14 protein-coding genes are annotated in these 13,191 nt (G+C 71.3%); 4 read left to right on the top strand and 10 right to left on the bottom strand.

What is annotated here, in order from left to right; genetic code table 11:
• Positions 1-115: 115 nt before the first annotated feature.
• Together VH112_06805 and mca are read right to left on the bottom strand one after the other, a co-directional pair.
• The gene (locus VH112_06805) at positions 116-502 is read right to left on the bottom strand and encodes an SCP2 sterol-binding domain-containing protein (GenBank protein HEX4539940.1); all 387 of its coding nucleotides are present in this window, start codon (positions 500-502) and stop codon (positions 116-118) included.
• A 53-nt stretch (positions 503-555) separates the two neighbouring features.
• Positions 556-1,440, bottom strand: a complete 885-nt coding sequence (gene mca, locus VH112_06800; protein ID HEX4539939.1) for a mycothiol conjugate amidase Mca — start codon at positions 1,438-1,440, stop codon at positions 556-558.
• Positions 1,441-1,547: 107 nt separating this feature from the next.
• Between mca and VH112_06795 the strand changes: the two genes are divergently transcribed.
• Positions 1,548-3,071 (top strand): acyl-CoA synthetase, encoded by a 1,524-nt coding sequence (locus VH112_06795; GenBank protein ID HEX4539938.1) that lies wholly within the window; start codon positions 1,548-1,550, stop codon positions 3,069-3,071.
• 251 nt (positions 3,072-3,322) lie between these two features.
• Here VH112_06795 and VH112_06790 read toward each other — a convergent pair whose 3' ends face one another.
• Positions 3,323-3,526 carry a DUF3185 family protein gene (locus tag VH112_06790; GenBank protein ID HEX4539937.1) on the bottom strand — a complete coding sequence of 68 codons (204 nt, stop codon included), beginning with the start codon at positions 3,524-3,526 and terminating at the stop codon, positions 3,323-3,325.
• A 211-nt stretch (positions 3,527-3,737) separates the two neighbouring features.
• Between VH112_06790 and VH112_06785 the strand changes: the two genes are divergently transcribed.
• Positions 3,738-5,666 (top strand): peptidoglycan-binding protein, encoded by a 1,929-nt coding sequence (locus VH112_06785; GenBank protein ID HEX4539936.1) that lies wholly within the window; start codon positions 3,738-3,740, stop codon positions 5,664-5,666.
• A gap of 103 nt (positions 5,667-5,769) precedes the next feature.
• A complete protein-coding gene (locus tag VH112_06780; protein ID HEX4539935.1) occupies positions 5,770-6,696 on the top strand; it encodes an alpha/beta hydrolase in 927 nt (308 codons plus the stop codon).
• A gap of 67 nt (positions 6,697-6,763) precedes the next feature.
• On the opposite strand, the gene VH112_06775 is transcribed toward VH112_06780, so the two are convergent.
• Both VH112_06775 and VH112_06770 read right to left on the bottom strand, forming a co-directional pair.
• The gene (locus VH112_06775) at positions 6,764-7,168 is read right to left on the bottom strand and encodes an SHOCT domain-containing protein (GenBank protein HEX4539934.1); all 405 of its coding nucleotides are present in this window, start codon (positions 7,166-7,168) and stop codon (positions 6,764-6,766) included.
• A gap of 176 nt (positions 7,169-7,344) precedes the next feature.
• Entirely contained in the window at positions 7,345-8,589 is a 1,245-nt protein-coding gene (locus VH112_06770; GenBank protein HEX4539933.1) for an acyl-CoA dehydrogenase family protein, read from the bottom strand.
• A gap of 58 nt (positions 8,590-8,647) precedes the next feature.
• Between VH112_06770 and VH112_06765 the strand changes: the two genes are divergently transcribed.
• On the top strand, positions 8,648-9,436 hold the full coding sequence (locus tag VH112_06765) for a thioesterase family protein (protein ID HEX4539932.1): 789 nt from the start codon (positions 8,648-8,650) through the stop codon (positions 9,434-9,436).
• Positions 9,437-9,467: 31 nt separating this feature from the next.
• Here the strand turns inward: VH112_06765 and VH112_06760 are convergent, their stop codons facing one another.
• The 5 genes from VH112_06760 to VH112_06740 are packed head-to-tail and all read right to left on the bottom strand — an operon-like array spanning position 9,468 to position 13,175.
• Positions 9,468-10,229 carry a gamma-glutamyl-gamma-aminobutyrate hydrolase family protein gene (locus VH112_06760; GenBank protein HEX4539931.1) on the bottom strand — a complete coding sequence of 254 codons (762 nt, stop codon included), beginning with the start codon at positions 10,227-10,229 and terminating at the stop codon, positions 9,468-9,470.
• Positions 10,230-10,249: 20 nt separating this feature from the next.
• Positions 10,250-11,254 carry a DUF6687 family protein gene (locus tag VH112_06755; protein ID HEX4539930.1) on the bottom strand — a complete coding sequence of 335 codons (1,005 nt, stop codon included), beginning with the start codon at positions 11,252-11,254 and terminating at the stop codon, positions 10,250-10,252.
• A gap of 3 nt (positions 11,255-11,257) precedes the next feature.
• Positions 11,258-11,542 (bottom strand): 4a-hydroxytetrahydrobiopterin dehydratase, encoded by a 285-nt coding sequence (locus tag VH112_06750; protein ID HEX4539929.1) that lies wholly within the window; start codon positions 11,540-11,542, stop codon positions 11,258-11,260.
• Positions 11,543-11,592: 50 nt separating this feature from the next.
• Positions 11,593-11,862: an acylphosphatase gene (locus tag VH112_06745; protein ID HEX4539928.1), complete on the bottom strand. Its 270-nt coding sequence runs from the start codon at positions 11,860-11,862 to the stop codon at positions 11,593-11,595.
• Between the two features lie 14 nt (positions 11,863-11,876).
• Positions 11,877-13,175 carry an acyl-CoA dehydrogenase family protein gene (locus VH112_06740; GenBank protein ID HEX4539927.1) on the bottom strand — a complete coding sequence of 433 codons (1,299 nt, stop codon included), beginning with the start codon at positions 13,173-13,175 and terminating at the stop codon, positions 11,877-11,879.
• Positions 13,176-13,191 lie beyond the last annotated feature (16 nt).

Genomic DNA, 13,191 nt, shown 5'->3' with positions numbered 1-13,191 from the left:
CGATCCACCCCTTCATGCACGGCAGGCTCACCGTGACGAGCTGACGGACAGCAGCCCGTCGACAGAGGAGGGGCGCACCGACGGGGCGCCCCTCGGTGTCCAGGCCGTCGCCGGCTCAGAACTGGGTAATGGCCTCGATCTCGGTCTGGAGCTGCTTGTACTCGGGAGCGTTGGTGAGCGGCAGCAGCGACATGAGCTTGGCCATGTTGCCCGTCACCTTGACCCGGCCCTGCATGAACGCGGCGTTGGCGTCCAGCTCGCCCTTCTGGATCTTCTGGGCGTCCTCGTAGGTCTGGGTCAGGGTCACCTCGGCGTCGGGGAGATCGCCGAGCGTGCTCTCCTTGAGCTTGCCGTTCTCGAGCAGCCAGTAGTAGTGGATGTCGCCGTCGGGTCCACCGGTGACGACGTACTGCATGCGGGCCGACGCACCCGGTCGCTCGGGCTGCCCCTCCGCCAGCTTGCGCGCCTCATCCAGCCACTCCTGGCTCAGCCACTTCGCCATGATGATCGTTTCCCCTCGCTCTGGTCGGTGTCGCGCTGTGGACGACCGGAATGCTACCGGCTGACGCGATCCCTGACCCCGGCGAACAGGTCGTCCTCGGGCGACGCCCCGTCCCCGCCCGTCCCGTCGACGTGGGTGCGGGCCAGGACGTACTCGTCGTAGGGATGAATGGTCCGGGCCACCTCGGGCGGGAGGCCGAACCAGAACGGGGACGTCGGATCGACCTGGGTGGCGTGGGCCAGGAGCGCCTCCGGACGCACGTCGGCCTGCTCGGATACGTCGATGCTGGTGGTGATGTGCGGCTCGGGACGCTCCCCGTCGGTCCATTCCTTCGGGAACGGCGATTCGAGGCCCAGCTCCAGGAACTTCTGATGGGTGGCCAGGACGCGGGCCCGGGACCAGACCGTGTAGTACAGCTTCAGCGGCTGCCAGGGGGGGTCGGGCCCCGGGTAGGCGTCGGGGTCGGCGGCGGCGTCGAAGGCGGCCAGGCTGATGTCGTGGACCCGGAGGTGGTCGGGGTGGGGATAGCCCCGCTGGTCGTCACCGTAGGTCACGACCACCTGGGGACGAACCCGGCGGATCACCGCCACGAGGCGCCCGACGGCCTCGTCGAGGGGCGCCTGGACGAACGATCGCGGGTCTTCGTTCTCGGGGGTGCCCGGCATGCCCGAGTCCCGGTAACCGAGGAGGACGACCTCGTCGTAGCCGATGATCTCGGTCGACCTGCGCAGCTCCTCCATGCGGATATCCGCCAGGCGGTCGCGCACCTCGGGACGATCCATGGCCGGATTGAGGATGTCCCCCGACTCGCCACCGGTGCAGCACACCAGCACGGTCCGGACGCCCTCCTGGTGGTACCGGGCTACCGACCCGGCGCCCTTCGACGCTTCGTCGTCGGGATGGGCGTGCACGGTCAGCAGGCACAGCGGCGCATCCATGCCCGTACGCTATTCGCCTCGAGTCACGGTGCCGGTCGTCGCGGCGCCATCGAGGGCGGGTGGCGCGGCGGCTCCGACCCCGGTCCTCAGTGCGCGACGATCGGCCCGTGGAGCACCCGGTAGCCGACCCTGGCCTTCCGCCGTGGGCCGCGCACCTGCCAACGGGGCTGGACCCCACCAAGGTCGACCTGTTGGAGGAGCGCAGCCTGGTGCGGGCCTGGACCCGACGATGGGTCGAGGATCCCGAGCGGCCGACGCTCTGGGACGAGCAGCGGGGGTGGCGCACGGCCGGCCAGCTGGAGCGGTCGAGCCGTCTTGTCGCCGCGCGCCTGCACCGGGCCGGCCTCCGCCCCGGTGACCGCGTCCTCCTGAGCGCGCCGGCCTCGACGGCCCTCGTCGAGGCCTACGTCGGTGCCCTCCGGCTCGGCGCGGCCGTGGTCCCGCTCAACACGGCCTACCGCGAGCGCGAGATCGCCCACATCGCGCTCGATGCCGCACCGCGGGGCGCGGTCGTCGACGACCCCGAGCGGGCCGCATGGATCCGCCAGGCGGCGGGCGACGTGACGGTGGTCGCCCCCGAAGTCGATCTGCCTGACGGTCCCGTCCCCGATCTGGACGCCGTCGGCCCCGACGACCCTGCCCTCGTCTGCTACACCTCGGGCACCACCGGTGCGCCGAAAGGCGCCCTCCTCCGCCATGGCAACCTCCTGGCCAGCGCCGAAGGGCTGCGCCTGGCGTGGCGGTGGACCGAGCACGATCGCCTCGTCCTGGCCCTCCCCCTCTTCCACCTGCACGGGCTCGGCGTGGGGCTCCATGGGACCCTCCTGGCCGGCGCCTCGGCGGTTCTCCTCCCCCGCTTCGACGTCGACACCGTGCTCGATGCCAGCCTCCGCCACCAGGCCACGCTGTTCTTCGGTGTACCGACCATGTACACCCGGCTCGCCGCCTCGACACGAGTCGTCGAGCTGGGGCGGCTGCGGCTGTGCGTGTCGGGCTCGGCGCCCCTGTCGCCCACGGTCTTCGGACGTGTGGCGGCGGGCTCGGGGCTGCGAATACTCGAACGCTACGGCATGACCGAGACCCTCATGAACGTCTCCAATCCCTACGAGGGCGACCGCCGTCCGGGCACCGTTGGGCTGCCCCTTCCCGGCGTCGAGATGCGCCTGGCGGGTCGGCCGCGGGGAGAGATCCTGATCAGGGGGCCCAACGTCTTCAGCGGCTACTGGCGGGCCGAGGCGGCGACCGCCGCCGTGTTCGACGAGGACGGCTGGTTCCACACCGGCGACGTCGGCGAGCTCGACGAGGCGGGCTACCTCCGGGTCGTCGGGCGGAGCCGGGAGCTGATCATCACCGGCGGCTTCAACGTCTACCCCCGCGAGGTCGAGGAGGTGCTCCTCTCGCACCCGGGAGTCGCCGAGGCCGCTGTCGTCGGCACGCCGTCGGAAGAATGGGGCGAGGTCGTGACCGCCTACGTCGTGGCCGGTCACCCCCGGCCCGGCACCGACGAGGTCCTCGAGCTGGCCGCCGAGCACCTCGCCCCGTTCAAGCGGCCCCGACTGGTCCGTTTCGTCGAGTCCCTGCCGCGAAACGCCCTGGGGAAGGTCAAGCGGGACGAGCTCACCGGCGAGTGAGGCCGGCAGCTCAGTCAGGGGCCGTCGCCGCCACGCCGTGGGCCTGGCCCGGGTTGACCACCCAGGCGTAGGCCTCGGCCAGCTGCAGCAGCGACCTGGGCTGCCAGCGTTCTCCGCCCAGCCGGTGATCTGGGCGAGCAACGCCGTCTCGGCCGCCTTCACCGCCGCGACTCTTTCATTGTCATCCGCGTACGCCATGGCGGCGAAGGGTACCCCGCAGGGCGCTCCAGGCCGGCGCCCGGCGGGAGGGGTCAGCCGATGGCGCGCACGGCGACGAGGACGCCCAGCACGACAAGGACGACCCCGGCGATCGGGAGAATCCAGGTCATCTCGGACGTGCTCGTCGAGACGGCCGCCGAGCCGCGTCGGGACGCAACGCTCGATCGGGCCACCCGGGCACCGGCGAGCCCGATGCCCACGACGATGAGGACGATACCCAGGAGGATGTGCTTCATAGAACGCGGACTCTAGACCCCGCCGACGACCCGCTGCGACAGCCCCGTAGACGCCGATTGTCCGAAAAGTACTAGTACGCAGGGACTAGACCGCTCACCGGCGAATCTCTGCTGCGGTCGTCGTAGGTGACAGGATCCAGGGGGCTCGGTTGCGCACCAGGAGATATGCCGGGGGATTCCTCTCGGCCCGCCCCACTCGGGACGGGCGCCGGTGACGGATCTCCGGCTCGAGGATTGCGCCCCGCCCCGGTCGGCGGAGCTGGCGGAGGCGATCGAGCGGGCGACCTCCTCGCGGCTCTTCTTCGTGCGGGCTGTCGCCCGAATCCTGCTGGCCGTCGACGCCGGCCTCCTTCCCAGTAGGCGCCGGGCGCAGCGGGCCGGTCGCGGCATGCGGCGGCTGGGAACGCTCATGGCCCTTCCGGTCACCCTCCCCCAACGGGGTCTTGCCCGTCTCGTGGCGCGCCCCCGGGGGCCGGCGGTTCCGGAGCTGGTGGATCCCGAACCGTCGCCAGCGCGACCGGCGCCGGAGGCCGTGGCGCGCCGCAGGTCCCGGGCGCGACTGCTCGGCACCCCGGCCACGACCTCGGCCATCCTCGCCGACCTGACCAGGCCGGCCCGCGTGCTCGTGCCTCGCCGCCCTGCGACCGCCACCGTCGCCACGCTGCGCCGCCTGCCCATCGTCCTGGCCGACGCCAAGCGGGCGCCGGCCACCCTGGCCAAGGTGGCGCTGGCCGGCTCGATGACGCTCACGATCCTGGGCGGTAGCGCCGCAGCGGCCGCCTACTCCGGCGCTGGGTCGGGAGGCGTCGCCGGCCAGGTGCGCTCCGCCCTGCCCGGGACCCCGGGCACTACCGCCGCCGGTGCCCACCCGGGGGCGGCCGGCAAGGCTCCGGGTCACACCGCGCTGGCGAGCAGCGCGAGCGGTGGCCCGGCCACGGCGTCCATCCCTCCGGCGACCACGCCAGCCCCCACCGGTCCCCCCGTCGTCCCCGCCCTACGGGGCGGGCTGCCCCCGGGCAAGGGCATGTGGCTCTTCGAGCCCAACAAGGTCGAGGGTGGCAACGTGTCGGCCATCGTGGCCAAGTCCACGGCGACGGGCCTCCACTACCTGTACGTCCATCTCGGCTCGAGCACCGGCGGCTTCTTCGGCCAGGGCTTCCTCGATCAGCTCCTGCCCGCCGCCCACGCCGCCCACATCCGCGTCTACGGCTGGGACTTCCCGTACTTCACCCCGCCCGAGGCCGACGTGAGCCGGGCCGTGGCCGAGATCAACTACCGGACGCCGGGTGGCGATCGGATCGACGGACTCGCCGCCGACATCGAGCCGGAGCCTGGCGTCAACCTCTCGGCCGCGACGGCCGGCGCCTATTCATCGGGCCTGCGCGCCGCCGTCGGTCCCGCCTATCCCCTCATCGGCGTGGTGCCCCGCCCCAACGGCACGGGGTATCCCTATGGCGCGGTGCTCTCGCACTTCGACGCCGTGGCCGTGATGGACTACTGGCTCGACCGCGAGCCGGGTGCCGACATCGCCGGAGCCGACGCCAACCTGGTCGGCCAGAACGTGGCCATGGTCCCCGTCGGCCAGGCCTACGACGGGGCCGAGAACGGCGTGCCCGGGAGCCCGTCCGCCGCCGCCATCCTGCGCTTCGTGCAGGTGGCCGAGCAGACCGGCGCCGTAGGGGTCTCCTTCTGGTCCTGGCAGGACACCACGCCGCAGGAATGGGACGCCATCCGCACCGCTCCGCAGTTCAGCCTCCCCACGGCGCCAGCGGCGATGACGCCCGGGCAGATCCGGACCTGGCAGGTGCTGCTCAACAGCCTGGGCTTTCCCACCTGGCCGACCGGCGTGTGGGACCAAGCAAGCGTCACGGCGGTCTCCCACTACCAACGCGCCGCCCATCTGCCGATCACAGGGGTGGTGGACGACGCGACCAAGGCCGTCATCCTCACCCCGGTCCCTCCGCCCATCCAGACCTCGCACGCGCCCGCGCCGGCGCCCGCGCCGGCGCCCGCGTTGGCGCCAGCCCCGGCACCAGCGCTGGCTCCCACGACGACCGACCCGCTCAAGCCCAACCCCCTTCTCCCCTTCCTCTCGAGCTCGCAGGGCATGGGCACCCCGACCTCGTCGCCGGCGCACTGATCCGCGGCCGGGGCGCCAGCGTGGCGTTCGTCACCGTGTCCGCGGCCTGACGCGGGGTAGAACAGAGCCCGTGGCGTGGCGGCTGGGGGACGACAGGTGGACGGTGGCCGCGGGTCGAGCCGTCGAGCTACCGGGGCGGGGCACGACCTTCGTCCGTGAGGTCGCCGGGCCCCGACGAGCACCAACCGTGATCCTCCTGCACGGGCTGGCCGCGACCGGCGGCCTCAACTGGTTCGCCGCCTTCGGCCCGCTGGGCCAACACTTCCGTGTGGTGGCGATCGATCACCGCGGGCACGGCCGCGGCCTGCGGTCTCCGGCGCCGTTCAGCCTGGACGACTGCGCCGACGACGTCGTGGCCGTCGCCGACCAGCTGGGCATTCGCAGCTTCATCCCGGTCGGGTACTCGATGGGTGGGCCGATCGCGCAGCTCGTCTGGCGGCGACACCCCGATCGGGTCGATGGCCTGGTGCTCTGCGCCACCAGCCGGGACTTTCGGGGCCGCTGGCACGAGCGGGTGCAGTTCGCTGGGCTGGGGCTGGTCATGACCGGCCTGCGGCTGGCGCCCGTGCCGGCCGTGGAGCGACTGGCCGAGCAGCTCCCCGAAGGGCTGGCCGACGTGGCCAGCCGGCGCTGGGCCTTCGGCGAGCTCCGCCGCCACGACGTCCGCAGCGTGCTGGAAGCAGCCGAGGCCCTCGGCCGGTTCAGCTCCAGGGCCTGGATAGGCGACGTCGACGTGCCGGTGTCCGTCGTCGTCACCTCCCAGGACCGGCTGGTCCCGCCGAGACGACAGGTCAAGCTGGCATCGTCGATACCGACTGCCGTTATGCACGTCGTCGACGGCACCCACATGGCCCCCGGCTCCGACCCCGACCAGTTCGCGGACGCCCTGGTCGACGCGTGCAGACTCGTGGCCAGGCGGGCGGTCCAGCGGCCTCGACCCCGGGCGTCACGGCGACCAGGCGTCGTGTCACAGCTCGACCGCTGGATGTCGTCGGCCCGCGGCCGGTGGCGCGTCAAGCGTTCTGCCTGACTGGTCGCCGCCATGCCGTCGATCTGACCGGCCGGGCGCGGCGGCGGCCAGCCGACGGCCTAGGCGGTCAGCTGACGACCTTGGCCTTCAGCCGCTCGAACTCGGCCTCCGTGATCACGCCACGATCCTTGAGGTCGGCGAGGTGGTTCAGCTCCTCGGCGGGCGAACGACCGTTGCCGCTGTCGGTGTGAGCGGCCTGCTGCACGTACTGACGAAAGGCTTTGTCCTGAGCCTGAGCGGCCTCCACGGCGCGTTCGTGCATCTTCCCACCGCGGAGCAACAGGTACGCGAACACACCGAGGTACGGAACGAGCACCACCAACAGCACCCAGACCATCTTGCCCACTCCGGAGAGGTCCCGGCTGCGAAAGATGTCGACGAACACCGTGATGGCCAACCAGATCCAGATGATCCAAAAGAAGAAGACCAAGAACGACCAGAAGACCTGGCCGTCACCGAAAGCTGCCAGCACCGGGCGCCTCCTTGTGTATTGCTTCCAGGTCGGGTTGCCCCGTGGTCAGGGCAAGGCGAAGACCGACCCGAACGCAGTGTGACACGGAGACAGAAGGCCCGCTCAGGGTTCTCCAAATCGGAATATCGACAAGCCGCAATTCGGACGATTGGCTGCATAGACAATCGCCCTTGTCGCTACTTCGACTTGGGGATGTCCTTCCAAGGAAGGTCCCGGTCGACCGAGGGCTCCTTGGGCAGGCCCAGCACGCGCTCGCCGAGGATGTTGCGCATGATCTCCGAGGTCCCGCCCTCGATGGTGTTGGCGCGCGACCGGAGGAAGCCCCGCACCGTCGACGCCGCCTGCTCGTCCGACCGGGCCCAGGCCATCCCCCTGGCACCGAGGATCTCGACGGCGAGGTCCTGCACCCGCTGATTGTGCTCGGCCGCGAAGAGCTTGGTGATCGAGCCCTCGGGCCCGGGCGGGCGGCCCGCGCGACGCGCAGCTGCAGCCCGGAAGTTGGTGATCTTCACCACCCGGCTCTCGATGACCGCCTGCATCAGGCGCTGGCGGAGAAGTGGGTCGTCCCACCGGCCCAGCGTGCGGGCCACGGCCACGAGCCCGTCGACGGGTCCGCCGCCGACGCTCTCCCCGCTGGCGCTGCCCGCCCCCGAGAGGGCGACCCGCTCGTTCATGAGCGTCGTAGTGGCCACCGCCCACCCCTCGCCCACGGGCCCGACGCGCGCCGTGTCAGGTATGCGGACCTCGGAGAAGAAGACCTCGTTGAACTCGGCATCGCCGGTCATCTGGCGCAGCGGGCGAACCTCTACTCCTGGCGCCCTCATGTCGACGATGAAGTAGGTGAGGCCCTTGTGCTTGGGCTGATCGGGGTCGCTGCGGGCCACGAGCATGCCGAAGGACGCGATATGGGCGAGCGTCGTCCACACCTTCTGGCCCGTGACGACCCACTCGTCGCCGTCGCGCACTGCCCTGGTGGACAAGCCCGCGACGTCTGAGCCGGCGCTCGGCTCGCTGAACAGCTGGCACCAGATCTCACGGTGCTGCGCCATGGGCGCCAGATACCGCTGACGCTGCTCCTCCGTCCCCCACTGCATGATCGTGGGTCCGCCCATCCCGATCCCGATGACGTTGAACGACCGGGGAACCTTGTAGCGCGTGAGCTCCTCGTTCACGATCCGGGCCTGGCCAGGCTCCAGCCCGCCGCCGCCGTACTGGCGGGGCCACGTCGGCGTGGCCCAGCCGGCCTCCCCGAGGCGAGCACACCACTCGTCGTACTCGACGAGGGCGCGGGCCTGGTGGAGCTTGGCCGCGTCGCCGGTGTCGATCGCCTCGACCCACGTGGGCGGCAGGTTCTGCCTGAGCCACTCGACTACGGCCTGGCGGAGCTGTTCGTCGGTGCGGGCGAGCTCGGTGACAGCCATGCCTGCAGACTACTTGACCAGGTGGTCAAGTAGGAAAGCCCGACAGTACGGTGGCGCCGTGGGAGCGTTGGACGACGACGTCAGCGTCGAACCCGCCGGCCCTGGTCGCTGGCAGGGCCGGCTCAGCGAGCGGTGGAACATCGGGGTCGGGATCAACGGCGGCTATCTGGCGAGCTTCGTCCTCAGTGCGCTGCGGGCCGAGTCTCCCGCTCCCGATCCGCTCACCATGACCGTTCACTACGTGCAGCGCCCGGTGCCGGGTCCTGCCATGGTCACGACCGAGGTCGTCCGAGTCGGTCGCACGCACGCCACGGTGAGCGCGCGTCTCGAGCAGGACTCCGTCGCCGTGGCCGCCGCCCTGGCCACCTTCGGCCACTGGCGGGCGCCGACACCGATCGACTTCCAACCGTCGATGCCCGACACACCCGACCCGGAGGTCTGCGAGGAGCTGAGCCAGCCCGCGGCGCCGGACATGTCGTTGCTCGACCGCTTCCGGTATCGGATGGCCTCGCCGGAGGGCCAGTTCTTCGGGAGGTCTGCTCCGGGTCCGGCGCGCTCGGGAGGCTGGATCAGGTTGGTGGACCGCGATCTCGACGCCCTCGCGGTGCCGCTCGTGATGGACTCGTGGCCGCCGGCCATCTTCTCCACATTCCTCGGCGGCGGTGCGCCGACCATCGAGCTGACCGTCCACTGGCGCGGCCGCCCGCAGGACACCTGGCACCTCGCCCGCTTCACCTCGAGCGTCCTCGCCGGAGGCTACGTGGAGGAGGACGGCGAGCTGTGGGGTCAGGACGGCAGGATGGTGGCGCAGAGCCGACAGCTCGCCCGCTTCCTGCCACCGGGTTGAGGCGAGACTCGCAGCTACGGCCGGGCGGCCCTCACCCGTGGCGGCTTCCGTCGGCCCGCGCCCGGTCGACCAGGGCGTCGAACAGCGCCTGTTGGGTCGGATCCGTGGCCGCGGTCCGCTCCGGGTGCCACTGCACGCCGAGTGCCCAGCGCCAACGCCCTCCGTCGGCGCCGGTGGGCCCGATCGCCTCGACGGCTTCGACCAGCCCGTCCTCGCTCCACCCCACCGCGGCCAGGCCCGCTCCGAGCCGGTCGATGCCCTGATGGTGCTGTGAGTTGCAGGAGTCGAGGGCGGGACCGCAGATGCCGGCCAGCGTCGTCCCGGGGGCGACGCGCACGGGATGGTCGACGGCGTCGCCGACGGGCGCCTGGCCATGCTCTGTCAACCACGCCATGTCGGGGAGGTGCTGATGCAGCGATCCCCCGACGGCCACGTTGAGGACCTGGACCCCGCGACAGATGGCGAGCGTGGGCAGCCCGGTGCGCAGCGCCTCTTTGGCCAGGGAGAGCTCGAGCTCGTCACGCGACGGCTCGAGGTACTCGGCGGGATGGGGTCGGCCCCCATAGCGGTGGGCCTCGACGTCCCCCCCGCCGATGAGGACGAGGGCGTCGAAGGGAGCCAGGATCTCCGACGCTGGAGCCGGGTCGGGAGCGGGCAGCAGCACAGGGCGGGCGCCCGCTCGGGACAGGGCGGCCACGTACTTGTCGGGAACGGCGTGGCTGGCGTCGGTCCAGCCCGATACCCGGCCAGCGTCGAGGTACACGGCGGGAACGGCGACGAGAGGCGTCGACACGGCGTCGAGGTCCGTCGCCCTCAGCCGGGCCGGGACGCGTAGGGGTCCCACGCCGGAGCGGCGGTGGCCAGGTAGCGCTCCACCATCGCCCGCAGGCGCGTCGGACCGATGTCACTCTCGTTCCCGTCGGCCAGGCGCAGGGAGGGCACCAGGGCGGCCACCCCGTCGAAGGACCAACGCGCTCCACCTCGCTCCTCGCTCTGGAGCTGCTCGGCCAACGGAGCGAGATCGACCCTCGGCAGGGGGCGGCGGGACACGTACTTCACCCACGACTCGTAGCGGAAGACGAGCTCGTACCGGCGACCTTGGACGATGAGGATGCGCAGCGCGCTCGTCGCGTTGTTGATGGCCGCCGGATGGCAGGCGGCGTCCTGACGGGAGCTGAACCGTGTCGCCAGGGCGGCCTGCCGGCCGGTTGGGATCCGCACCACGGCCAGATCGAGGTCGCGGACCTCGTCGACGGTGACGTCGCCGGCAGCCAAGGCGCCCTCGGCGGCGGTGAGCGCAGCGTCCTCCTCCTCCCAGAGCGCGCGGTGGGCCTCGACGTTGTCCACCAGCTCCGGCAGCCGTCCCAGCAGCTCCTCGTAGAGCCCTGCGCAGCGCTCCGGATAGGGCGCCGCGAACAGATCGGCCGCCAGCGGCGATCGTTCGGGATCGGCCAGGGCCGCCAGGGCGAAGCTCACCCGCGCCGCGTCGCGATCGGCGAAGGTGGCGAAGTCGCCGGCGGTGGCGACCTCCTCCAGGACGGCCCGACGGACGCGGGCCTCGTCCGGCGACACCAGGGCGTAGACCGAGACCAGTCCGTCCTGGTCGAAGTGGTCGTTGGAGACCGCCTCCGGGGCCGGCCGGTCCCGAACGCTGTCCAGATAGCGGAAGGCGATGCGAGCCGAGGTGTCCTCGGCCAGGGCGGGCGGTGTCGGGCTCGCGGGCCAGTGGGACAAGGTGAGCACGGTGCTCGGAAGGGCGGCACCGTCGGCGATCACGTGCGGCCGCTCGGCGAGGTGGCTGGCGGGAGTGAAGCGCAACGGCTACCGGGCAGCCGCGAGGCCGTCGATCTCGCGCGCCAGGTCGAGGTCGGCCTGGGTCAGGCCGCCAGCGGAATGGGTCGACAGGCGAAGGGTCACGGTGTTCCAGCGGATGTCGATGTCCGGGTGATGGTTGGCCGCTTCGGCCCGCTCGGCCACGGCGTTGACGAACACCATTGCCGCGGCGAAGTCGCGGCTCTTGTGCTCCTTCACCAGCTCGTCACCCTGACGTTCCCACTGCAGGCCGGCCAGCCCGGCCGAGATGGCGTCATCATCGAGGAGGGACATGAGCGACAGGCTACCGCCGGGTCTCGAGGATCCTTTCGGGCCCTCTTCGATCACAGGACACCAAAGCCCGCCTCCTGGCCGGGCTCCTCGTCGACGACCTCGATCCCTGTGACCCGCGCCGACGGCGGACCCGTCCGGCACCACGACACGAGCCGGTCGACCGCGTCCGGCTCGCCCTCGAACACGGCCTCTACTTGCCCGTCGGGCCGGTTGCGCACCCAGCCGTCCACGCCGGCAGCGACCGCCTCACGCCGACAGTCGTCGCGAAAGAACACCCCCTGCACTCGTCCGGACACCAGGACCCGGCGCCTGACCCTCACCGGCGCGCCGCGTGCTACAGGTCGGCGGTCGCCCGGTCCAGGTACTTGGCGAACCGGCGGGTCGCGTCCTGCCGCCGGGTGGGTACGTGCTCGGTCGGCACGTCGACGGGCTTGTAGCCCTTGAGCACCTGCCGGGCGACGGTCACCCGGTGTACCTCGTCCGGTCCGTCGTAGATACGCGCAGCTCGCGCCGACCGGTACATGTGCTCGAGCGGGAGGTCCGTCGAGAAGCCCAGTGATCCGTGGACCTGGATGGCGCGGTCGATCACGTTGTAGAGCACCTGGGCGCCGTAGTACTTGATCATGGCGATCTCGACCCGGGCAGCCGACGGTCCCGACACGTCCATGGTCCAGGCCGCGTGCAGCGTCATGAGCCGGGCGGCGGTCATCTCCGCCAGGGAGTCGGCCACCCAGTTCTGGATGGTCTGCTTCTCCGATAGGTGCGAGCCGTGCGTGTAGCGCGACACCGCCCGCTCGCACATCATGTCGAAGGCCCGACGGGACTGCCCGAGCCAGCGCATGCAGTGGTGGATGCGCCCCGGCCCGAGTCGCTTCTGCGCCAGCACGAATCCCTCGCCCTCGTTGCCGACCAGGTTCTCCACCGGGACCCGCACCTCGCGGTAGAGGACCTCGGCGTGTCCCCCGTAGAGGCCGAAGCTCTCCTCGGGGTGCTCCATCGTCGGGATGTCCCGCACGATGTCCACCCCGGGGCTGTCCGTTGGGACGATGATCATGGAGCTGCCCTGGTACGGGTGGACGTCGGGGTTGGTGACGGCCATGACGATGAGGAAGTCGGCAACAGAGGCGTTGGAGCTGAACCACTTGTGGCCGTTGATCACCCATTCGTCACCATCGCGTACGGCCGTCGTCCGCAGGAGCGTGGGATCGGCGCCGGCACCGGGCTCGGTCATTGAGAAGGAGCTGCGGAGGGCACCGTCGAGCAGCGGCTTGAGCCACCGGTCCCGCTGCTCCTCCCGTCCGCTGGACTCGATGCCGATCGCCAGCAGCTCGGCGTTGCCCGAGTCGGGGGCGTTGTTGCCGAACACGAACGGTGCGAAGGGGGACTGTCCGAGGATCTCGTGCATCAGTCCCAGCTTGACCTGGCCGAACCCGCCACCGCCGAGCTCGGGGGGCAGGTGCGAGGCCCACAGGCCTCGCTCCTTCACCTGTGCCTGGAGAGGACGCACCGCCTCGAGAAAGGCGTCGTGGTCGAGGGTGATCGTCTCGAGAGGGAAGATCTCGTCACGCACGAAAGTGCGCATCCACTCGAGCTGCCGCTCGAACTCCGGCTCGGTCGAGAAGTCCCAGGCCATCACTGTCCTCCCTCGC

The sequence above is a fragment of the Acidimicrobiales bacterium genome (assembly GCA_036270875.1).
Lineage (GTDB): Bacteria > Actinomycetota > Acidimicrobiia > Acidimicrobiales > AC-9 > AC-9.
Note: the sequence above shows the minus strand (reverse complement) of the source record. Positions and strands in the feature narration are given on the sequence as shown.